Annotated in this window: 9 protein-coding genes; 8 read left to right on the plus strand and 1 reads right to left on the minus strand. The window is 61.9% G+C overall.

Annotation, left to right across the window (positions count from 1 at the left end; all coding sequences use genetic code 11):
• Positions 1 to 244 precede the first annotated feature (244 nt).
• The 4 genes from ACZ5ZX_RS15435 (at position 245) to ACZ5ZX_RS15450 (ending at position 4,375) form a co-directional block, all read left to right on the plus strand.
• The gene (locus ACZ5ZX_RS15435; protein WP_465502624.1) at positions 245 to 601 is read left to right on the plus strand and encodes a helix-turn-helix domain-containing protein; all 357 of its coding nucleotides are present in this window, start codon (positions 245 to 247) and stop codon (positions 599 to 601) included.
• Positions 602 to 650: 49 nt separating this feature from the next.
• A complete protein-coding gene (locus ACZ5ZX_RS15440; RefSeq protein WP_465502625.1) occupies positions 651 to 821 on the plus strand; it encodes a hypothetical protein in 171 nt (56 codons plus the stop codon).
• Positions 822 to 892: 71 nt separating this feature from the next.
• Positions 893 to 2,119 (plus strand): hypothetical protein, encoded by a 1,227-nt coding sequence (locus ACZ5ZX_RS15445; protein WP_465502626.1) that lies wholly within the window; start codon positions 893 to 895, stop codon positions 2,117 to 2,119.
• Positions 2,120 to 2,236: 117 nt separating this feature from the next.
• Entirely contained in the window at positions 2,237 to 4,375 is a 2,139-nt protein-coding gene (locus tag ACZ5ZX_RS15450; protein ID WP_465502627.1) for an AIPR family protein, read from the plus strand.
• Positions 4,376 to 4,669: 294 nt separating this feature from the next.
• On the opposite strand, the gene ACZ5ZX_RS15455 is transcribed toward ACZ5ZX_RS15450, so the two are convergent.
• Positions 4,670 to 6,409, minus strand: coding sequence for a DUF6119 family protein (locus ACZ5ZX_RS15455; RefSeq protein WP_465502628.1), 1,740 nt, complete (start codon positions 6,407 to 6,409; stop codon positions 4,670 to 4,672).
• A gap of 195 nt (positions 6,410 to 6,604) precedes the next feature.
• Here ACZ5ZX_RS15455 and ACZ5ZX_RS15460 point away from each other — a divergent pair, with 195 nt between their 5' ends.
• The 4 genes from ACZ5ZX_RS15460 to ACZ5ZX_RS15475 are packed head-to-tail and all read left to right on the plus strand — an operon-like array spanning position 6,605 to position 14,674.
• Entirely contained in the window at positions 6,605 to 8,305 is a 1,701-nt protein-coding gene (locus tag ACZ5ZX_RS15460) for an N-6 DNA methylase (RefSeq protein ID WP_465502629.1), read from the plus strand.
• A gap of 23 nt (positions 8,306 to 8,328) precedes the next feature.
• Positions 8,329 to 10,275: a type I restriction-modification system subunit M gene (locus ACZ5ZX_RS15465; RefSeq protein ID WP_465502630.1), complete on the plus strand. Its 1,947-nt coding sequence runs from the start codon at positions 8,329 to 8,331 to the stop codon at positions 10,273 to 10,275.
• Positions 10,272 to 11,537, plus strand: a complete 1,266-nt coding sequence (locus ACZ5ZX_RS15470; protein WP_465502631.1) for a restriction endonuclease subunit S — start codon at positions 10,272 to 10,274, stop codon at positions 11,535 to 11,537. The genes ACZ5ZX_RS15465 and ACZ5ZX_RS15470 overlap by 4 nt, the downstream gene beginning before the upstream one ends.
• On the plus strand, positions 11,534 to 14,674 hold the full coding sequence (locus tag ACZ5ZX_RS15475; protein ID WP_465502632.1) for a type I restriction endonuclease subunit R: 3,141 nt from the start codon (positions 11,534 to 11,536) through the stop codon (positions 14,672 to 14,674). Before ACZ5ZX_RS15470 ends, ACZ5ZX_RS15475 begins: the two co-directional genes overlap by 4 nt.
• The last annotated feature ends 58 nt before the right edge of the window (positions 14,675 to 14,732 follow it).

Consider the following 14,732-nt stretch of genomic DNA (forward strand, 5'->3'; position numbering starts at 1 on the left):
CTGCTGTGGACTTGAGGGTCGCTACCCGAACCCTTACCCCTTCAACGCAACCACGATTGGGGGTCTGGGGGCTGCACCCCAGAAAACACAACAGTGCGAGAAGGTCTGCGCTTTCCGCAGACACTCCTCGCCCGGAGAACTGGTGGAGGTTAGGGGACCTTACTCGAACACAAAAGACCAGGTCAGAGCTCTGGAAGAGCTCCGCAGGAAGCTTCCCAGCCTCGATACCCCCGAGCCGCCGTCGATGAAGCGCGACCGCCCCGGCCGCGCCCGGCAACTCGGCTCTGATCAGGTCGAGCAGCGGATCGCCGGCTACCGGTCCGGCGCGACGGTGTACGAACTCGGTGACCGGTTCGGGATCGAACGGCGAACGGTCAGCAACATCTTCCACCGGCACGGCGTGCCGATGCGCCGCCGCGGCCTCTCCCCAGATCAGGTCGACCACGCCATCCACCTCTACAACTTCGGCTGGTCGCTGGCCCGCGTCGGCGACTACCTCGGCGTCAACCACACCACCGTGCTGAACAAACTGCGCGAACGCGGCGTCCCCACCCGAGACACCCACGGGCGCCCGCGCGTCGAAGCAGGCGGCCTTCGATGACCCGATCCACGCCTGAATTGTCAACCCGATCAGGATTAGACAAGGCTACGTGCCGATGGAAGGCGTAGATATCAAGCTCATCGACGGCGATCGGCGGGCCGACGCTTCCTTCGTTCAGACCATCACAGTGATCATCAGTATCATCGGCTTCACCTTCGTCTCGGCAACGTCCTCAAACCTGTCCTGCGACCGACTCCATGGCGGAGCGCTCGAGCTTTGATCAGTCACCTTCACGCGGTGACGCAGAGTAATAGCGTTAATATTCATGCACCGTGAGTAAGGGGAGGGTCTTTGTCAACGATCGCGATTTTCGAGGCCGCCGGTCAAATTCAGCGGGCTATGCAGGGGCGAACATTTCGGCAAGATGGCGCCATTGCCTTAGACGCGTACCCGTATCGCACGTTGAAGCGAGGCAAGCCGTGCGTGGCTGTCTTCGTCGAAAGAGTTGCTGAGTCGGTCACGATAGTTGCGCTCGGACGGGTCGTTCCCGGCGACCGGTCCGGGGCGTCCAACAGGAACCTGGAGTTCGACTTCTGTCAGGCGGTGACGCCCGGAGTTCCTCTACCGCCTGATACTGAGGTGTATTCCAACGTACTAAGTGTGCTGGAGAGTCGCACAACGCTTGCTCCTTCCCAGAGTGACGACGTACTGTCCATGATCGCGCAGTCCGGCAAGCACGCTGCGCACCAGGTGGAATGTCTGCGTAACCTGACGGAGCCCAACACAATCGCGGGCGACGCAGGGTTCCTACTGGCCTGCGAGCAGGACGCTGTCGCGCTCTCGCTTAAAGCAGCCAACCTGCACGCGCAGTTGTCGAAGCTGTCGACCTGGGCAGCTGATTCCCCGGGCTCGCCGTTTATCACGGGCCTGACGGAGGCGCGCGAGCCAGAGGCGTTTTGGTCATGCCCTGACCATCAGGTGCTACGGTTGGAGCAGAACGGGATCCCGGTTTTCGGTTGGATTCGGTTGTCTCGGAACAAGCGTGGTCTCGGACCAGGTGTCACATTGGTCAACGTGAGGCCCGTAAGCGACTACGAACCGACCGGCTCGGACCTCGTTTACCTTCATCCGAAGTTCGGTGCCCTCGCATTGCTTCATTACAGTTCAACCAAGACGTTCCCAGAGTATGTGGATAGGATCGATAAGATGTACGCGGGCGAGGGGAACCCCGCCGATCCGCGCCTTGCGCCAAGGCCGGGGTTTGTTAAATTCGCGGCGAACAGACACTTCGAGGCCACGAAGGAACGGTTGCTGGCTGGAAACATCCATGTTGCGAGGGATCTTCGAGACTGGGAGCGACGGCAGGACGACCGATTCAGCTCTCAAAGGCACCTTAGCAACAGCACGTTCGCAGCACTGCTGGGCGGCGGATGGCTTGGGGGACGCAAGGCTGGCCACAAGCAGGCCCGCGAAGTCGTCGAACTCGTGCTTGAAGCCAATCGTGCTGTCATCATCGCGGTGCATAGCGATTGGAATGCTTTAGCACAACAGTCGTTCTCCGACCAACGGCTTTTCTGACAACTGTCAGGCCGAGCATACCACCTCGATGCCGGGCGATGACCATTTCTATTGTGCACGCTCAACCAAGCCCACTATACTCACGATCAACTGATCGACGGATAGGGAACCTGGCGGATGGCTGTTGACGGGAATTCGCGGCGTCACGCGCGCCAAGTACGAGCGGCGCTGGAGCGCGACTACGCCAGCCACGTTTACGCTGGCGACCTTCAACAGTACGGTACGGAGGGCGCGGAGCAACGGCTGCTTTCGCGCGCGCTGACGGCGCTGGCCGTGCGGATCGTCGCGGGAGTGGATCCGGTCACGGCTGGCGGTTTCGTAATAGATGGTATTGCCGATCAAGGCATCGACGGAATCGCGCTGCGCAAGCAACCGCCGCACGTCTATCTGGTCCAGGCGAAGTGGAGCGATATCGGTGCAGCGAAGATCGATCGAGAGGCAGCGAGGGAACTGGTCAGCGGCCTGGACTATCTCGATCGTGAGCGGTTCAGCGAGTTCAACGCGCGCGGTGAAGCTCTCGGGGAGGCAGCGTCCGTCCTGATGGTCGAGGGTAATGCGCCGGTTACCCTTGTGATCGCGCTGATGGGTACAGCGGCTCCCGGTCCCAACGTGATACGGGTTCTTGACGATGCGATGGAGCGGTTCAACCAGCATGGACCCCGGCTGAAGTACTGCTTTTTGCACGCCCAGGATTTTAGTCGGCAGGTCCGTAAGGACCGCGAACCCGAACCGATCACTCTGCACGTAACGCTAACTCCATGGCATCAGCACGACGGACTTCACTCCTCGTTTCAGGGTTCGGTGCGAGTCGAGGATGTCGCTGCGTGGTCAGCGCAGTATGACGCGGGCCTGTTTCGTGCAAACATCCGCGACCCGCTCGGTTCGACGCGAACAAACAGCGGGATCGTGCAGTCACTGATCACTGAGCCGGGCAACTTCTGGTACCGCAATAATGGCATCACCGTGCTGTGTGAAAGCATCGAGGCCCGGCCAGGCTCGATGCAGTTCGCACACAATTCGCCGATGCATTTGACCGCTGTGAACGCAAGCGTCGTCAACGGCGCCCAAACCGTCAACGCGATCGCAGAGGCGATGCGCACGCACCCAGAGATTACAGCGCAGGCGAAAGTCGGTGTCCGGGTCATCGCGACCAACGGGGCCACCGGGTTCGCCGAGGACGTCACGAAGGCGACCAACCTGCAGAACAGCGTGGAGGCCCGCGACTTCATTGCGCTTGACCCGGTGCAGAGCGAGATCCGCGAAGACTTCGCGGCTGACCTGAATAAACAGTACACGATCAAGCGCGGCGCCCCTGATCCCTCGCCAGAGTCCGGCTGCTCGATCGTGGAGGCCGCTGCCGCACTCGCCTGCCTGCATCCGGCAGCTGATTACTCCGCCCGCCTTGCCCGCTCACTCGATCCGCTTTGGGAACGCGGCGAACGCGGCGCATACGATGTGCTATTCGACCCACGCCCCTCAGCCCTGCAGGTCTGGAGAGCTGTCATCGCGGTGCGCGCTGTGCGCAAAGCCCTGCACGCAACGCGCTCGCAGCGAGAGGGCAGAGCCGCTGCTGTGGCACAACACAGTGAGTATCTGATCGCCCACTTGGTTTTGAAACACCTGGGCGTATCGCTGATCGACGAGCACAACTACCCTTGGGAGGACGAGATCTTGCCGCGCGTTGCGGACACAGTCGCCGCGCTCGTGCCGTGGCTCATCCATCATGCCGACGCCGAATATGGCGCGGACACGCAGATACGCACCATTCTCGCGAACCCCGAGCAGACACGACATCTGAGCCTCCTCACCTTGGGCTCTGCAGAAACGGGAAAGACCCCCCCAACACTGCCGGCCGAGTACACGCGGGCTAAGTCTGAGCGTAAGCCGCGCCGCCCGAACACCGTCCCATACCTCGTTGACGCGCACGCGATCGCCGAGGGCACTCCACTGGTCTACTACAGCTCGGTCAGCACTGAGCAGGTGGCGCTCGCCGAATGGCTCACCGAGGACCCACGCCGCGGCCGGGCGACCTGGGTCAATAGCCGCACAAAGCCAATCCTGTGGGAAGCCGACCAACGGCAGCACTCCCCGTCCGGTCTGATTCGGGAGATGTGGCAGCTCGCCGACTGGAAGAGGCAACCCGTCGCGAACCAGGGCACTACACGGTGGCTAGTCAACGGTGACGAAAGCTTGTGGGCACTAGCCCTACGCCTGCAGGAAGCCGAAGAAGCGACCGAGCCGGACCTGACCGCCTAACCTGAGCACCCCTGAGTGTTGAGTTCCTCATTTCCGCATTTCGGACCGCCCTCTCGCGCGTGTCAACGAGCTCGGCGCTCATATGAGCGGAGCACAGCCCCGATCGACCTGCTTGGAACCATCGTTGTGATGAGCCAACAGGATCGGCAGGTGGGCGCCTACCGCGCTCCCGCTTGGCTGATTTCTGCGATCAAGGCATCCAACACCATCCGATTCGGTCGGCTCACAAATGTGCTTTCCACGCGCGGACACCGCTTCGCGGCGATGTGCGGTTGGCGGTCAGGCCAGGCCGACTTAGTCGACGGCCAGCTTCTTGACCTGGCCGTCAGCTGCGCCTGTGCTGTGAGTTCGCGAGATGGGGGCGATCTCCACGCGGACGCCCATGCCTTGGAGTGCTGTGATCGCGTGCAGCAAGGACACCTTGGCGAAGGCGAACAGGGACCCCGACGTCAGCGGCACCCCGTCCTTGAGCAGGATGGCGTAAACGAGAGTCGGAGAGCTGAGCGCCGGGTCCAGCGGGTGGCCAGGTGCCAGGTGGGCCAGTTTGTCGAGGAACTTCGCCCGAGCCTCGCGGTCGTAGCGCAGGGTCTCAATCGCCACCCTGCCCTGTGCGAAGAGGTGGTTGAGAGCCGCCGTCCTATCTGCCTTCTTGACACAGATGAACTGACCATTCGGCCCGAGCACGTCGCCGAGTTCGAGCCCGCCGCCGCGCAGGCGCTTCGTACGGACGGTGTCCTTGTCGAGAAGCACGTAGCTGTCCTGCTCGGCGATCTGCTCGTTGTACCAGCCTTCGTCATGGCCCTCACCCTTCGTCCATGGCGGCAAGACGACGCTGACGGGCTGAGCCAGCAGCTCGGCAATCCTCTGCTCGATAACGGTCAGATAGTTGGCGCCGATCTCGTACCACCGGCCCTGCCAGTAGAAGTGGTGGACGACGTCATCCGACACCTCGGCGGTGAGCCAGTGGTCGGCGGGCACCTTGCGGCTGAGGCGATCGGCGCCGTCCGTGTCGGCGAACATCTCGATGCGTCCCTCGCGGAGGGTCTGCAAGCGGTTGCCGTCTGACCGGTCCCGAACGGCTGCGACGAGGTCGTCGACGTCCAACTCGGTCAGCTGCTGAACGTTCCCGGCGATGGAGACCTTGAACGACTCGGCGAACTCGTACCGGTCACGGCACTCGCTGGGCACAGCGAGGCCGACACGGTTCCTGTCGGCCTCGCCGAGCATGGCATCGAGGCGCGTATCCAGGTGCTGCGCCCTCTGGGACTTCGGGTCGAGCGGGCGCACCTGGGCGATGAACTCGAACTCCGGAAGTGGATTCGGGCGAGCGCACACCTCCTCGACCTGCCGAATATCGTGCAGGAGCGAAGCGGGTGTACTGCCGAGGTGGATCTTGATCGAGCGGTCGGTTCCGGTGACGTGGGCGGTTCGTTTGCCGTCCCTGGTGAAGGTGAGCGGCACTCCGCTGATCTGTCCGGAGATCTGGCTGACGATTTCGCCAAACTGTTCGATGCCGAAGCCTCGGATGTGCTCACCGCCGGTCGCGGAGTTCTCGTCTGTGCGACCGCGGGCGTCCATCAGCTGCCGGCGGACCTTGGTGATGCGCTCCTCAGTCAAGCAGCGAACGGCGAAGTCAATGCCGAACCCCGGATCGATCCGAGCCGGATCGATCATCAGATGCCCCATGCCGTAGGTCAGGCCGTAGGTGGCCGCGTGGGTCCGTACGACAAGCAGGCCGAGGGCCGTCTGGTTCGCCTCGGCCACGGCGTGGCCGGACAGGATGCTCAGCACCTCGCACCAGTCCGCGGGGCCGGGGGCGATGGTGCCGGAGACGAGCAGGCCGCGGAGCCCTTCCTCGTCAACCACACGGGTGGTGAAGCCCTCGCGGTCGAGGTAGCGCGGTAAGACGAACGCACGGAGATCCTCTTCACCCGTCTCTCCGGCCTCCCGCAACCTATAGAGCGAGGTCTTGCGGGTGAGCGGGAACTTCGTGCGGGCATCAGCGCGCTCGGCGGTCACGTTCGCGTCGGTCATATCGATCCTCTGGTATGGCGCCGGGCGGCGCTTTGTCGGCGTGAGAGCGCATTCGGGTTCGTGGCGGCTCTCCCGGGCGACATAGACCGTAGGGCAACTTGTGAACATCGTCAATGTTGTTCACAAGTTGTGAACATGAGCAGGGATGTTCACGTCGGCTTGCTTCGAATGATTCCCTCTTGTACGGTCAAGCGAGTGACCGCCGCCCAGGACGACGTGATGACTGCCGCCGCGATCGCCCGGCTGGCGGGCGTCGGACGCGCCGCTGTATCCAACTGGCGGGCCCGCTACCAGGACTTTCCCGAACCAATCAGCGAGACCGGCAAGAGTCCACTGTTCTCGCGGGCCGAGGTCGAGGCATGGCTCGTGGCAACAGGGAAGGCCAACCAGCTCGCGACGGCAGGCCGAACCGCGACAGGCACTCAGGTGCTTGATCGCGCGGCGGCGAGGCAGATCCGCGACGCCGGGATCGCGGATTTCTCTCAAGACCAGCTGCTCGTCAGGGTGATGGTGTCGCTGATCCCGGAATGGGAGGACCAAGCCGAGTCCGAACCACCGACCCTGCTCGACCCCTACTGCCGAGACGGCAGCGTGCTGGTGTCCGCCGCGGACAGGTTCGGAAACCGTGTTCACCTCGCCGGTCAGGGCGCCAGCGAGTCGGCCGCCGCCGAGGCTGCACTCAGCTTGCGTGGGCAGCCCCAGAATCTCTCGTACGAGCCCATTCGCGTCGGTGACTCCCTGCTGGACAACCAGCTCAGTGAGTACCTAGGAACCGCAGCAGCCGTAGTGTGCCTTCCGCCGCTTGACGCGCCGCGATGGCCGGCGGGCGAGTTGATCGACGATCCGCGCTGGGTTTTCGGCGTTCCGGAACCCCGAGACGGTGAGCTGGCGTGGATTCAGCACTGCTATGCGCACTTGCGCCGCGGAGGAACCGCCGTTGTCGCGATGACTCCCAGGGCAGCCGTCCAACCGTCCGGGCAACCGATCCGCACGGCGCTCGTGAAGTCAGGAGTATTACGTGACGTGATCTCGCTACCGAAAGAGCTGAGTCCCTTCCCGGGTACAGGGCTGCATCTCTGGGTTCTGCAACGCCCGCGCGACACGCCCTCGACCGCGGTGAGCATGATCGATTTGTCCCACGTGAATCCGGCGGACGTGCCGCACGATCCTGATGGCTGGAAACTGTTGTTCACCAGCCCCGATCCGGCGATCGCCCAAGCGATCCCGCGTAGCGAGCTGCTCGATCCCGGTTGCGAACTGCTGCCTTCTCACCACATGACCATCCGTTCCGAGGTCACGGCTAACGACCTCGCCCGCGTCACTGATCGCTTGCAGGCGCTCTACGTACAAGCGGCCCAAACACTCCCGCGGTTCGCCGCAGGCCGTGCATCCGCCCTGAGCACCTCAGTGACGCTTGCCGAATTGGAGCGAAGCGGCGCCTTAAGGATCCGCTCCAGGGACACCACCCCACGTCAAGGTGATCTGCTAGTGCGGACTCTGGGGCGACCACCTGTCGTCGCTACCGGCACGTCCGCCGACGACACCGGAATCGCACAAGTCGTCGAGCTGGACACCAGCCGTCTGGACCCGCACTTCGTCGCCGTGTTCCTGCGTGCTGACGCTGCCGCGTTACCGATCGCCAACACACTCGGTGCGCTCAGCCGCGACGACCTCCGACGCTGTCGGATCCCCCGTATGTCCCTGGCCGAACAGCGTCGATACGGTGACGCCTTTCGCCACCTGGACGAACTGGACACCATGCTCGGCGCGCTAGCGAAGGTGAGCACAAGCGTGATCGCGCAGACGGTGCACGGCTTGACTACCGGCTCACTAACACCGAACACACAGAAGACCAACGACCCTGCCATGACCGAAAGTGAGACGAATCAGCCGTGACCTCCGGACCCACGCACGCCAAGATGGCGAACGACATCTGGTCGGTAGCCGATCTGCTGCGCGGCGACTACAAACGCCACGAGTACGGCCAGGTAATCCTGCCCTTCACCCTGATGCGCCGCCTCGACGCGGTCATGGCCCCGACTCGCCAAGCCGTCCGCGACCGTAACGCCGCGCTCGATGTGCAGAACAAACAGCGGCTGCTGGAAATCGCCGCGAAGCTGCCGTTCTACAACACGTCCGAGCAGGACTTCACCACGATTGCCGCCGATGCAACCAACGTGGCCAAAAACCTGCGGGACTACATCAACGGCTTCAGCGCGAACGTCCGCGAGATCCTCGCCCGCTTCGACCTGGACAACGAGATCACCAGGCTCGCGAGCGCCAAGGTCCTCTACCAGGTGCTCGGCGAGTTCGCCGCGATGCGCGACCTAGACAAGCTCACTAACCACGATATGGGTTACGTCTTTGAGCACCTGATCCGCAAGTTCGCGGAAGACTCCAACGAGACCGCCGGTGAACACTTCACCCCGCGTGAGGTCATTGAACTGATGGTCAACCTGCTGATCGCCCCGGACGCGGACACCGTGGCCGGCGAGGGCCAGGTCATCAACATCCTAGACCCGGCTTGCGGCACCGGTGGAATGCTCACAGCAGCCGAGGACCACATCAAATCGATCAACCCCAAGGCCGAGGTATACCTGTTCGGCCAGGAGATCAACGCGGAATCGTGGGCGGTGTGCCAGTCCGACATGCTCATGAGCAACCACCGCGGCAACATCCACTTTGGAAACTCCTTTAGCGACGACGGCTTTGCTGACCGCAAGTTCGACTACATGCTGGCGAACCCACCCTTCGGCGTGGAGTGGAAGAAGGTCAAGGACTTCGTCGAGAACGAGGCCGAACTCGGCCACGCCGGCCGATTCGGCGCCGGCCTGCCTAGGATCAACGACGGGTCGTTTCTTTTTCTCCAACACATGATCTCGAAGATGGAACCGGTCGAGGGCAAGGGTGCCCGGCTGGCGATCGTCTTCAACGGCTCCCCGTTGTTTACCGGGGCTGCCGAGTCAGGTGAGTCCAAGATTCGCCAGTGGATCCTGGAGAACGACCTCTTGGAGGGCATCGTCGCCCTGCCGGACCAGCTGTTCTACAACACTGGCATCTCCACGTACTTTTGGATCCTGTCCAATCGCAAGGCCAAGCAACTGCGAGGCAAGGTCATCCTGCTTGACGCCCGCGACCAGTGGGACAAGATGCGCAAGTCCCTCGGCGACAAGCGCAAGCTCATTAGCGACACGCAGATCAAACACATCACCGAGTTGTACGTCGACGCCTTGACTGTGGCAGCAGACCCGGAGCATCCCGACCACGCCAAAGTGAAGATCTTCGGCACACGAGACTTCGGCTACCACCGCATCACCGTCGAACGCCCGCTCAAGCTCCGCTTCGAGATCACCGAAGACACCCTCGCCGCACTAAAAACTGCGAAGGGCCTCGCCAAGTGGGATGGCCGTGAAGCCCTGATCGAAGCAGTGCGCGGGCTGACCGGCACGGTGTGGTGGACGAAGAAGGAAGCCGCCAACACGCTGCACAAGGCTGTGGTGGATGCCGGTGCACTCTGGCCAACCGCAGCAGCTGTAGTCAAGGCCTTCTGGGGTGCAATCTCGGTGTCCGACCCCGAGGGTGAAGTGCAGAAGGCCAAGGATGGAACGGTCCTGCCGGATCCCGACCTACGCGACTACGAGAACATCCCGCTGGACGAGGACATCGACGCCTACTTCACCCGCGAGGTGACGCCCCATGTCCCGGAAGCCTGGATCGACTACGACAAAACGAAGATCGGCTACGAAATCCCCTTTACCCGCCACTTCTACACCTACATCCCACCACGCCCTCTGGTGGAAATCGACGCCGAACTGCGCGAAATCGAGGCACAGATTCAGAAGCTGCTGGGTGAGGTGACACGATGAAGTGGGCGAAGAAGCGTCTCAAGCACCTCTGTGTCGATGCAGGACAATACGGGATCAATGTGTCAGCGCAGGACTATACACCAAGTGGCCATCGACTCATTCGCACTTCCGATATCAACGAGCTTGGACAGCTGCGCTCGCGCGATAGCGCCGTTTACATTGATAAACATCTGAATGTGCGCCACACGCTCCAGGTTGGCGACCTCCTACTGTCCCGCAGCGGAACCATCGGCCGTTCAATGCTATTGGGTGAGCTCGAAGAATCAAGCACCTATGCAGGCTACCTCGTACGGTTCCGCCCTCGTCCAGGCACGGAGCCACGCTTCCTGGCATACGTTGCAGCCTCGTCGGGATTTCAGGCAAACATTGAATCGGATGCCGTTACATCCACCATTCAAAATTTTAATGCCGAACGATACGCAAATATTGCCGTAAACCTTCCGCCTTTCGATGAGCAGCACCGGATCGCCGACTTTCTTGATGTCGAAACGTCTCGAATTGATACACTAACCAAACTCCGCAATCGTCAGCTTAATGGACTTGACGCACACCTTCAGAGTCACCTGTCGCAGGTTGCCAAAGATCTGAGCAAGCGATACGGAGACGTGAGGGTTCGTCACGTGCTTCAGAAGATCGAGCAGGGGTGGTCACCTCAGTGCGAGGATCGCCCAGCAGCAGAAGGCGAGTGGGGTGTTGTCAAGGCCGGATGCGTCAACGGGGGGATCTTCGACGTGACGCAACACAAGGCACTGCCAGTAGGTGTCGAACCTGAGATTCGTTATCGACTCCACCCCGGCGATCTGCTCATGTCCAGGGCGAGTGGATCAGTCGACTTGATCGGCAGCATTGGCATAATACCCGAAGATTTTTCGTCACGAATGCTTCTCTGCGACAAAATCTACCGCTTGCGGATGGATCACACTCGAATGACTCCTCATTTCGTTGCCCTGATGCTCAGGACGCATCAAGCTCGCGAAAAGATTAAGCTTGGAATCTCAGGAGCGGACGGCATGGCGAACAACCTGCCAACTGCCACGGTTGTCAAATTGCCACTACCTGATGTGCCACTGTCCCAACAGTCTCATATCGTCGACGATCTCAGTGTTGTCCAGAATGCTGTGCGAAATTCCAAGAACACACTTGCACTGCAGCTTGAGCTCCTTGCCGAACGTCGCCAAGCCCTGATTACTGCTGCTGTTACTGGACAAATTGATGTCACTGCCGCGCGGAGCCTGTCTACGTCAGAAGGTGTCGCTGTATGAGCCCTGGAGCACACTCCGAGTATGCCTTCGAGGCTCATGTTGAGTCCGAGCTGCTCGCATACGGCTGGGAGCGCTCGGAAGGCACGTTCCGCCCCGAGCTCGGCTTTGACACCGGCGCGATGTATCAGTTCATCGGTGCGACGCAGATAAAGAGCTGGGATCGGCTCACCGATCTTTACGGTGGCGACCAGTCGACCGCGCAACGCCAGTTCGCCCAACGAGTGGCCGCCGAGATCGACGCGCGTGGAGTGTTAGACGTGCTGCGCCAAGGTGTTCGAGACCGGGGCGTGCACATCGACCTGGCCTACTTCCGCCCAGGCCACACCCTTGCCATTGACGCGCTCGACGGATATCGGGCCAATGTGCTGACGGTTTCCCGGCAGTTGCATTACAGCGCGCGTGATCCGTTGCTATCGGTCGACATGGCAATGTTCGTCAACGGCCTTCCCGTGGCGACCGTTGAACTGAAGAACCCGAACACCGGCCAGAACGTCGACAATGCCATCGCTCAATACCGTCGTCGCGATCCGAACGAACTCTTCTTCGCCAAGCGCACGCTTGTCCACTTCGCTGTCGACCCGGACCGCGCGTTCATCGCCACGCGCCTGCGGGGCAGCGACACACAGTTCCTGCCTTTCAACACCGGCTCGAACGGTCCAGGAGTGTCCGGAGGCGCCGGCAATCAGCCTGCGCGCCCCGGCTCCTACAGTGCGGCGTATCTGTGGGAGCAGATCTGGCGGCGGGACAACTGGCTGGAGCTCCTTCAGCGGTTCATCCACGTGACCGCGCCGGACAAGAAGGGCGTGAAGCTCAACCAGCACACCGCGCCGCGCATCTTCCCGCGCTACCACCAGTGGGACGCGGTGCAGAAGATGATCGCTCACGCGCGGGCCAACGGCGCCGGGCACAACTACCTGATCCAGCACTCCGCTGGCTCGGGCAAGTCGAATACGATCTCGTGGTTGTCACATCGACTGTCGAACCTGTTCGATGCGAACAATCAGCCAGTGTTCCACAAGACCATTGTGATCACCGACCGGGTGGTGCTCGACCGGCAGCTGCAGAAGACGATCTTCCAGTTCGACCACACGCCCGGCGTGGTGAAGAAGATCGACGAGGACTCCGCGCAGCTGGCCAAGGCGCTCGACGACGAGACGTCGAAGATCGTAATCAGCACGTTACAGATGTATCCGTTCGTGCTGAAGAAGATCGCTGAAATGGGGCTGGCGGGCAAGCGCTATGCGGTGATCATCGACGAGGCGCACTCGTCACAGGGCGGTGACTCGGCGATTCGGCTCAAGCAGGCTCTTGGTTCGAATGCGACGCGGCTGGAGGATGAAGACGATGTCGAGTACATGACGCGGGTGCGAGGCAAACAGCCGAACCTGTCGTACTTCGCGTTCACCGCGACCCCAAAGTCCGCGACGTTGAAGCTCTTCGGCACCTTCGACCCCGAGCGGGTGAACCCGCGCACCGGGGAGCAGGGCATGCACGTGCCCTTCCACATCTACTCGATGCGGCAGGCGATCGAGGAGGGCTACATCCTCGACGTGCTGGCCAACTACATCACCTACGACACCAAGTGGCGACTGCGGGAAGCCGCGGTCGAGCAAGCTGAATCCCGTATCTCGAACCCCGAGGTCGACGCAGGCAAGGCGCGGGCCAAACTGGTCCGCTTCGCCGAGCAGCACCCGAAGTCGTTGGAGCAAAAGGCGCGGTTGATCGTCGACGACTTCCGCGAGAATATCTCCGGCCGTCTCGGTGGCCGAGCCAAGGCAATGGTCGTGACCGGTGGACGACAGCACGCTCTCGACTTATATCAGGCGATCCGGAACTACGTCGATCTTCGCGGGTTCACCGACTGCGGCACGCTCGTCGCGTTCTCCGGACAGTTGAAGGACGACAAGACGCAGTTGGACTTCACGGAGGCTCAGCTCAACGGGTTCCCGGAGGGGCAACTGCCCGACCGATTCGGCTACACCAAGGCCGACGATCCTCAAGCAGTTGCGCGTAACCAGGACGAGTACAGGCTGCTGGTCGTTGCCGAGAAGTACCAGACCGGGTTCGATCAGCCGTTGCTGTGCGCGATGTACGTCGACAAGCCGTTGACCGGTGTCGCGGCGGTGCAGACTCTGTCCCGGCTCAACCGGACCCACCCTCTGAAGTCGCAGGAGGATGTACACATCCTCGACTTCGTCAACACAGCTGCCGACATTCAGGAGGCGTTCGAGGACTGGTTCGAGACCACGATCACCGAGCCCACTGATCCGAACCTGCTCTACTCCAAGCAGCGGGAAGTGATGGACTTTGCGTTGCTCGTGGCGTCGGAGATGGAGGCGTTCGTCCGTGTCCTTGCCGCGGCAGGACCGGGCCGGATGCCGGATGCCGCGGAGCGCAAGCTACACGCCGAGCTGCACGAGTACTTGAAGCCCGCGTTGGATCGTTTCGAGGCGATGGAGTCGGACGACGAACGGGAAGGCTTTCGTAGCGCGCTGCAGGACTACGTGCGCGCCTACAGCCTCATCGCGCAGATCGTCGACTGGGGCGACCGCGACCTGGAGCGCCTTTACCAGTATGGCCGGGTGCTGCTGATCCGCCTGCCGGGTAGACCGTCGACATCGGTCGACATCGGCGATGCGGACCTCAGCCACTTCCGTCTGGAGTTCACCGGACGGCATAACGTGTCGCTGTCGGCCATCGGCGACCGTGACGTGCGCGGTCATGCCGCCGACGGCGGTGGCTACCGCGAGCCTGACGTCAAGCCGTTGTCTGAGGTCATCGAAGAGCTGAACGAGCGGTTCGGGCTGGATCTCGGCACGTCCGACGAGATCCTCGTCTATCAACAGGTCGTCAACCTTGTCGAGGACACGGGGATGCAGCAGATCGCCCTGATGAACGACGAGGCCCGGTTCGGGCAGGTCGCTGACGACCGGCTGGATGACATCGTCGCCGAGAACGCCGAGCGCAACACGGACTTCATGAAGCTCTACTTCGACAACAACGAGTTCCGCAAGGCGATCAAGGAGGCAGCGCGCAAGCGTGCCTATCGGATCATCACCGAGCCAGCCAGGGATGAGGCGCTGGAGCGGTTGCGCGCCGAGATGCGCAAGGAGACTGGTGGGCACACGATCGTGTAACGAGAACGGCCGACGACGAGACTGATCTTTGGAGGGAGGGGGTGGGTGTGGTCGAAGG

The sequence above is a fragment of the Amycolatopsis sp. NPDC033938 genome, assembly GCF_055575975.1.